The sequence below is a fragment of the Streptomyces sp. NPDC002265 genome, assembly GCF_040296125.1.
GTDB lineage: Bacteria > Actinomycetota > Actinomycetes > Streptomycetales > Streptomycetaceae > Streptomyces.
Genome location: NZ_JBEOWS010000429.1, coordinates 1 through 7,124, shown reverse-complemented (window position 1 = coordinate 7,124; position 7,124 = coordinate 1). Strand labels below are relative to the sequence as shown.

Genomic DNA, 7,124 nt, shown 5'->3' with positions numbered 1-7,124 from the left:
GCGTGGTCGTCCCGGGGCGCCGTTCCCGCCTTGTGGTCCCGGGCCGCCGTTCCCGGCCCCGCGGGCCCGGAGAGGCTCGGGGAGGCCCGAAGAAGCCGGGGGAGGCCCGGTGCGGGCCGGCCGTCGTGCGGCCGGCCCGTCCGGTCAGCCGCTCTGCTCCCCGGAGGGCCGGCGTCGGTGCACCGCGTCCGTCCACCGCACGGCCCAGTCCGTCCGCAGCTCCGCCCAGCGGTTGCCGAGGTCCCAGACCACGCGCACGGCGGACCGGGGCGCGAGAAGCGCCCGCAGCCGGGCGGTCCGGCTCGCCCGCGACCGCAGGGCCGTCCGCAGCACGCGCACGTCCCCGGCCAGACCGGGCTCGGCCCGCGGCTGCGGTGCGTAGAGCACCTGCTCCACGGCCGACGCCACCCGGTGCACCGACCCGGCCGCGGGCTCCTCCAGATGCGCCAGCCGCACGATCCGGGCGGCCGCCCTGCGTGGGGTGAGCGCGTCGTCCGGCACGATGCCGTAGTCCCAGGCCGTGTCGGTGAGCTCGCGCCAGGCGGCCAGGACCTGCCCGGTGGCGACCGCACCGGATTGCCGCAGCACCGTCCCGTCAGGCGCCGGCTCCGTCATGTCCAGCTCGTCCGTGTACTGCGCACCGGCGTGCTTCCGGCCGCCGGGCAGGGCCGCGCCCACCGCGGACGGGGCGTGCCGGGCCGAGCCCAGCCGCACCGACCGGCGTCTGAGCCGCCACAGCATCGGCGACAGCGGCAGGGCCACCACGGCCAGGCCCAGCAGGATCCAGCCCACGGTCTCGTACCAGTGACCGCCGTCGCCGTCCTGCCCCGCCGAGTCCGCGGGCAGCGCTCCCGCGCAGCCCTCCAGCTTCTTGTCCTGGGCCGAGCAGCTCGTGCCGACCACGGGTGCGTCGGAGGCCACCGAGCCCGCCGAACGGCTCGCCTGCGGCTCGTCGGGAGCACTGCTCCCGGACGACTCGGGCTGGGTGTACGAAGGTGTCGTGCCCCGGGTGGGCGTCGGTTCGAAGCGGGTCCAGCCCACGCCCTGGAAGTACAGCTCGGGCCAGGCGTGCGCGTCCTTCAGCCCCACCGACACCGAGCCGTCCGACTGGAGGGAGCCCGGTGCGAAGCCCACCGCGACCCGGGCCGGAATCCCCAGCGTGCGGGCCATCGCGGCCATCGCGAAGGAGAAGTGGACGCAGAAGCCCTCCTTCTCCTCCAGGAAGCGGGCTATCGCGTTGGGGCCGGTGCCGACCTTGACCTCGGTGTTGTACTGGAAGCCGCCCTCGACGGCGAAGTAGTCCTGGAGCTTGACCGCCTTCGCGTAGTCGGTCACCGCGCCGTCGGTGACCGTGCGGGCGGTGCGCGCCACCACCGCGGGCAGCGAGTCCGGCACCTTCGTGTACTCGTCGCGCAGCCCTTCGGGCGCCAGTGGTGCCGCGGCGAGCTGCTCGGCCGTCGGCAGCACCTCCAGGCTCTTCACCTCGTAGGTCGCGCCGCGGGTGGTCTGACCGTGGTCGCCGACGAGCGTCATGCCCTCGGGCTCGTAGCGCCAGTTGCCCTTGACGTTCACGGCGCTCGGCGGGTACGGCATCGGCAGCCAGTCCTGGGCGTACCAGTCGGCGGCCGAGATCCGGGTCGTGATCTCCGCCCGTCTGACATCGGCGCCCAGCCCGACCGGCGTGGGCAGTTCGTCCGGCACGGTGACGATCTGCCGTTTCGAGGGCTTCCAGGTGGTGCCGTCGAACTCGTCCAGGGACACGATCCGCAGATACATGTCGGAGAGGGTCTGGCTGTTGGTGCGCAGCACCAGCACCGTGTGGTCCTCTTGCACGTTCAGGCTGTCCTTCAGCGACACCAGCGGGTTCACCGCCGAGACCGTGCCGCCGTCCCCGGGGCCCGTGCCCACCCCGGTCCTGGCGCCGTCCAGCAGGCCGCCCTGTATCGCGGGCAGCGGCAGCAGCGGTACCGCCAGGGCGATGCCGAGCGAGACGGCGCCGATCCGCCGGCCGGTGCGCACCGGCGCCGAGGGGCCGGTCTCGGCGCCCGGGGTGCGCGGTGTCCCGCCGAAGACCCGGCCCCACTGGGAGAGACGCTCCCGGCTCTCGGTCAGCAGCAGCACCAGATAGCCGGCCGCCGCGAGCAGGAAGAAGAACCAGTCGGCGCTGCCGTCGGAGATGCCCGCGGCCACCGAGTACAGCGCCAGCAGCGGCAGACCGGCCGGGGCCGCGCTGCGGAAGGTCACCGCGACGGCGTCCACCAGCAGCCCGATCACCAGCACACCGCCGACGAGCATCAGCCGGATGCCGTCGGACAGCGGGGCCGGGATCGCGTACCGCCCCACGTCCTGGATGCCCGCCTGGAACAGCTCGCCGAAGGTGCGGAAGGTGTCCGGGCCGGGCAGCAGTCCGCCCAGGGACTGCTGCCGTGCGAAGAACAGGGTCAGCAGCAACAGCGTGACCAGGACCTGGGCCAGCACGGTCAGCGTCCGGGGCAGCGGTACCCGGCGGGCGGCCGCGCCCACGCCCGACTGGATCGCCAGCAGGACGGCGGCCTCCAGCATCCAGCCGACCGAGTCGACCAGGGGCAGCAGGGCGCTCGCCGCGAGCAGCGTCGCCGCCCACGCCCAGAGTGTCAGTCGTGCCCGCCCGCTCATGACCCGCTCTCCCCACCGGCCGTCGCGCCCGTCGCGCCCGTGGCGGCGAGCTGGGCGCGATCCCGGTCCGCCTGACGCCACAGGTCCTCCAGCAGGGCGCCCCGCGGCACGCTCAGGGCGGTCCAGCCCGCCTCGCGCAGGGTCCGCAGCCCCTCCTGCCGTCCGTCCGCCGGGCCGGGCCCGTCCGGTGTCCCGGGTCCCCAGGTGTCGCCGTCCACCAGGAAGGCGAGCGCGCCGTTGCTACGCCGGCGCATCTTGGCGGCCACCGCCGCCTGCTCCTCGTCGAGATCGCCGAAGAACGCCACCAGCAGTCCCTCGTTCCCGCCGCGCAGCAGGTCGTACGCCGGGGACAGGTCCGTGCCGTCCGAGTGGTCGATCACCGCGAGCGTGTCCATCATCAGTCCGGCCGCTTCCGCCGACTCCTGGCCGGCGCCCGCGAAGCCTTCCGCGCCCTCGCCCGGCACCGCCCTGCCGTCGTCCGTGACCAGCCGCACGGAGAAACCCCGCTCCAGCATGTGGACCAGGACGGACGCGGCGCCCGCGACGGCCCACTCGAAGGCCGAGTCGGGACCGGCGCCGTGGAAGGCGAGGCCCCGGGTGTCGAGGAGCACCGTGCAGCGGGCGCGCTGCGGCTGTTCCTCGCGACGCACCATCAGCTCGCCGTAGCGCGCGGTGGAACGCCAGTGCACGCGGCGCAGGTCGTCGCCGTGACGGTAGCCGCGCGGGATCACGTCGTCGTCGCCGGCCAGGGCCAGCGACCGCTGGCGTCCGTCGCCGTACCCCTTCGCCTCGCCGGTCAGCCGGACCGGCGGCAGCGGTGTCACGCGCGGGGTGACGGTCAGGGTGTCGTGCGCCGAGAAGGACCGGGTGAGCTCGCACATCCCGAACGGGTCGGTCAGCCGCAGCTGCAGGGGGCCCAGCGGATAACGGCCGCGCAGGTCGGAGCGGACCCGGTAGGACACCTCGCGGCGGCCGCCCGCCTCCACCCGGTCCAGCACGAAGCGGGGACGCGGGCCGAGCACGTACGGCACCCGGTCCTGGAGCATGAGCAGGCCGGTGGGCAGCCTGGAGACGTTGTCCATCCGCAGATGGACCCGGGCCTCGCTGCTCGCGGGCACCCGCGCGGGGGCGAGCCGGCGGCTGCCTGCCACCCGGTAGCGGGTGCGGTGCAGCACGGCCGTGCAGACCAGCGGCAGCACCGCGAGGAGCAGGCCGACCCGCAGCAGGTCGGCCTGCCCCAGGACATAGGCGCAGACGGCGGCGGCGACCCCGGCGGCCAGGAACGAGCGGCCGCGGGTGGTCAGCCCCGCCAGGGCCGCGCGGATGCCTCCCTGCTGCTTCCGGTCGGCGTCCGCGTGGCCCGTCCCCCCGGAGGTCATCACAGCCTCCGCGGCGGCCGCTGCGGGTAGGCCGGGGCGCCTTGCGCCAGGCCGTAGCCGCTCTGCTGCTGGGGTGCGGACGGCACCGGGGTGCGCTGGAGGATCTCTTCGACGACCTGTTCCGACGTACGCCGGTTGATCTGGGCCTGCGCGGTGGGCAGCAGCCGGTGGGCCAGCACCGGGACGGCGAGCGCCTGCACGTCGTCCGGCAGGGCGTAGTCCCGGCCGGCGAGGGCCGCGGACGCCCTCGCTGCGCGCAGCAGATGCAGCGTCGCGCGCGGGGAGGCCCCGAGTCTGAGATCGGGGTGGGTGCGTGTGGCCGAGACCAGCTCCACCGCGTACCGGCGGACCGCCTCGGCGACATGGACGCCGCGGACGGCCTCCACCAGCTTCACGATGTCGTGCGCGTGCGCCACCGGCTGGAGGTCGTCCAGCGGGCTCACCCCGCCGTGCACGTCGAGCATCTGCAACTCGGCCTCCGCGCTGGGGTATCCCATGGAGACGCGGGCCATGAAGCGGTCGCGCTGGGCCTCGGGCAGCGGGTAGGTGCCCTCCATCTCGACCGGGTTCTGCGTGGCCACCACCATGAAGGGGCTGGGCAGTTCGTACGTCTGCCCGTCGATGGTGACCTGGCGCTCCTCCATCGACTCCAGCAGCGCGGACTGGGTCTTGGGCGAGGCGCGGTTGATCTCGTCGCCGATCACGATCTGCGCGAAGATCGCCCCCGGCTTGAACTCGAAGTCCCGCTGCTGCTGGTCCCAGATGGACACGCCGGTGATGTCCGACGGCAGCAGGTCGGGAGTGAACTGGATACGTCGCACCGAACAGTCCACGGACCGCGCCAGAGCCTTCGCCAGCATCGTCTTGCCGACGCCGGGGACATCCTCGATCAGAAGATGCCCCTCGGCGAGCAGCACGGTCAGCGTAAGCCGTACGACCTCGGGCTTGCCCTCGATCACCCCTTCCACCGAACTGCGGACACGCTCCACAGTGGCGGTCAGATCAGTGAGGCTCGCTCGATCGTCATAGGTCGTCACCCGGCCCTCCTCGGCCCGTACCTTCCGGGCCGACGCATCGTGACGCGGACCGGCCCACCCCGAAAACGGACACCGCGCGGAATCGTCCGCGCGACATCACCCCTGCATTCTTGCTGCCGTTACCGTTTCGTGTCACTCGCCTGTGGACAACTGGCCGCGATATGTCGGGGCTTACGGGGTTTGATACGGGGCTAGGCCGGGTCCGTCTCACGCAGCAGGCCGGTCTTCACGTCGAAGACGAAGCCGCGCACGTCGTCGGTGTGCAGCAGGAAGGGGGAGGTGCGCACGCGCTGCATGGACTGGCGCACGTCCTGTTCGACGTCCCGGAACGCCTCCACCGCCCAGGCGGGGCGCTGGCCGACCTCCATCTCCAGATCGTGGCGGAACTCCTCGGTGAGGGTCTCCAGACCACAGCCGGTGTGGTGGATGAGCACGACGCTGCGGGTGCCCAGCGCGCGCTGACTGATGGTGAGGGAGCGGATCACGTCGTCGGTGACCACGCCGCCGGCGTTGCGGATGGTGTGACAGTCGCCCAGGTTCAGGCCGAGCGCCGCGTGCAGGTCGAGACGGGCGTCCATGCAGGCCACGACGGCGACACGCAGGACGGGGCGGGCGTCCATGCCGGGGTCGGCGAACGCGGCGGCGTACTGCCCGTTCGCCTCGACCAGGCGGTCGGTCACGGTACCGCCGGATATGGCCGGCCCAGAGCCGGTGGGAACCGATGCAGAAGGCGTCATGGTTATGACCGTACTGGTCACAGCCGGTCCCGTCGCGGTGCGAGAGGGGGGAAAGAGATGCATTGTGTCCTCTTGTGAGCTAACCCACACAGGTGGCGCCTGTGCCTCCGCCGGGGTGATTTTCCCCAGTCTGCGGCTTCGTACCCACACCGGCACGCGACGCGCAGGCCGGTTGATTGACCGGGACACCCCGTGGACTAAAGTGACGCGAAGCGGGAGGCGAGACCCTCCCTGCTGCACTGGACACCCCCGAAGACCCCGGCGTGCTGTCCGGAGATCTCCCCGCGTGCGCGGTGCGTACGTACGGCTCGGCCTCCTCCCGCTCCCGGCTGGGGGGAGGGTGGGGACCCGGCGGTGCGTGCGCCGCGCCGGACCTGAGAGGGCCCCTTGAGCCAGAGTCGACACGTCCCGGTGATGCTCCAGCGGTGCCTGGACCTGTTGGCACCCGCGCTCGGGCGCCCGGGAGCGGTGGTCGTCGACTGCACCCTCGGCCTCGGCGGACACAGCGAGGCCCTGCTGACGCAGTTCCCCGAAGCCCGGCTCGTCGCCCTCGACCGCGACAAGGAGGCCCTGCGGCTGTCCGGCGAGCGGCTCGCCCCCTTCGGTGAACGCGCCACCCTCGTGCACGCGGTCTACGACGAACTCCCCGACGTCCTCGGCCGGCTCGGCATCCCGCGCGTCCAGGGCGTCCTGTTCGACCTCGGCGTCTCCTCCATGCAACTCGACGAGGCCAACCGCGGCTTCGCCTACGCCCAGGACGCCCCGCTCGACATGCGGATGGACCAGACGACCGGCATGAGCGCCGCCGAGGTCCTCAACACCTACCCGGCCGGTGAACTCGTCCGGATCCTGCGGGCCTACGGCGAGGAGAAGCAGGCCAAGCGGATCGTGAGCGCCGTCGTGCGCGAGCGCGAGAAGGAGCCGTTCAGCAACAGCGCACGGCTGGTGGAGCTGATCCGGGACGCGCTGCCGCAGGCCGCCAAGCGCACCGGCGGCAACCCGGCCAAGCGCACCTTCCAGGCCCTGCGGATCGAGGTCAACGGCGAACTGTCCGTCCTGGAACGGGCGATCCCGGCGGCCGTGAAGTCGCTCGACGTGGGCGGCCGGATCGCCGTCCTGTCGTACCACTCGCTGGAGGACCGTCTGGTCAAGCAGGTGTTCGCGGCCGGTGCCGCGACCACCGCGCCGCCCGGGCTGCCGGTCGTGCCCGAGCGCTACCAGCCCCGGCTCAAGCTGCTGACGCGCGGCGCCGAACTGCCCACCGAGGCGGAGGTCGCCGAGAACCGGCGGGCCGCCCCGGCCCGGCTGCGCGGGGC

At 73.1% G+C, this 7,124-nt stretch carries 5 protein-coding genes; 1 reads left to right on the top strand and 4 read right to left on the bottom strand.

Annotation, left to right across the window (positions count from 1 at the left end):
• Positions 1-144 precede the first annotated feature (144 nt).
• The 4 genes from ABT085_RS41420 to ABT085_RS41405 form a co-directional block, all read right to left on the bottom strand.
• Entirely contained in the window at positions 145-2,655 is a 2,511-nt protein-coding gene (locus ABT085_RS41420; protein ID WP_351620765.1) for a transglutaminase TgpA family protein, read from the bottom strand.
• Positions 2,652-4,034, bottom strand: a complete 1,383-nt coding sequence (locus ABT085_RS41415; RefSeq protein WP_351620762.1) for a DUF58 domain-containing protein — start codon at positions 4,032-4,034, stop codon at positions 2,652-2,654. The genes ABT085_RS41420 and ABT085_RS41415 overlap by 4 nt, the downstream gene beginning before the upstream one ends.
• Entirely contained in the window at positions 4,034-5,071 is a 1,038-nt protein-coding gene (locus ABT085_RS41410; protein WP_351620759.1) for an AAA family ATPase, read from the bottom strand. The genes ABT085_RS41415 and ABT085_RS41410 overlap by 1 nt, the downstream gene beginning before the upstream one ends.
• Before the next feature lie 191 nt (positions 5,072-5,262).
• Positions 5,263-5,808 (bottom strand): beta-class carbonic anhydrase, encoded by a 546-nt coding sequence (locus tag ABT085_RS41405; protein ID WP_351620756.1) that lies wholly within the window; start codon positions 5,806-5,808, stop codon positions 5,263-5,265.
• Between the two features lie 387 nt (positions 5,809-6,195).
• Between ABT085_RS41405 and rsmH the strand changes: the two genes are divergently transcribed.
• Positions 6,196-7,124: 16S rRNA (cytosine(1402)-N(4))-methyltransferase RsmH (gene rsmH, locus ABT085_RS41400; protein ID WP_351620754.1), on the top strand; the 929-nt coding region annotated here is incomplete at its 3' end.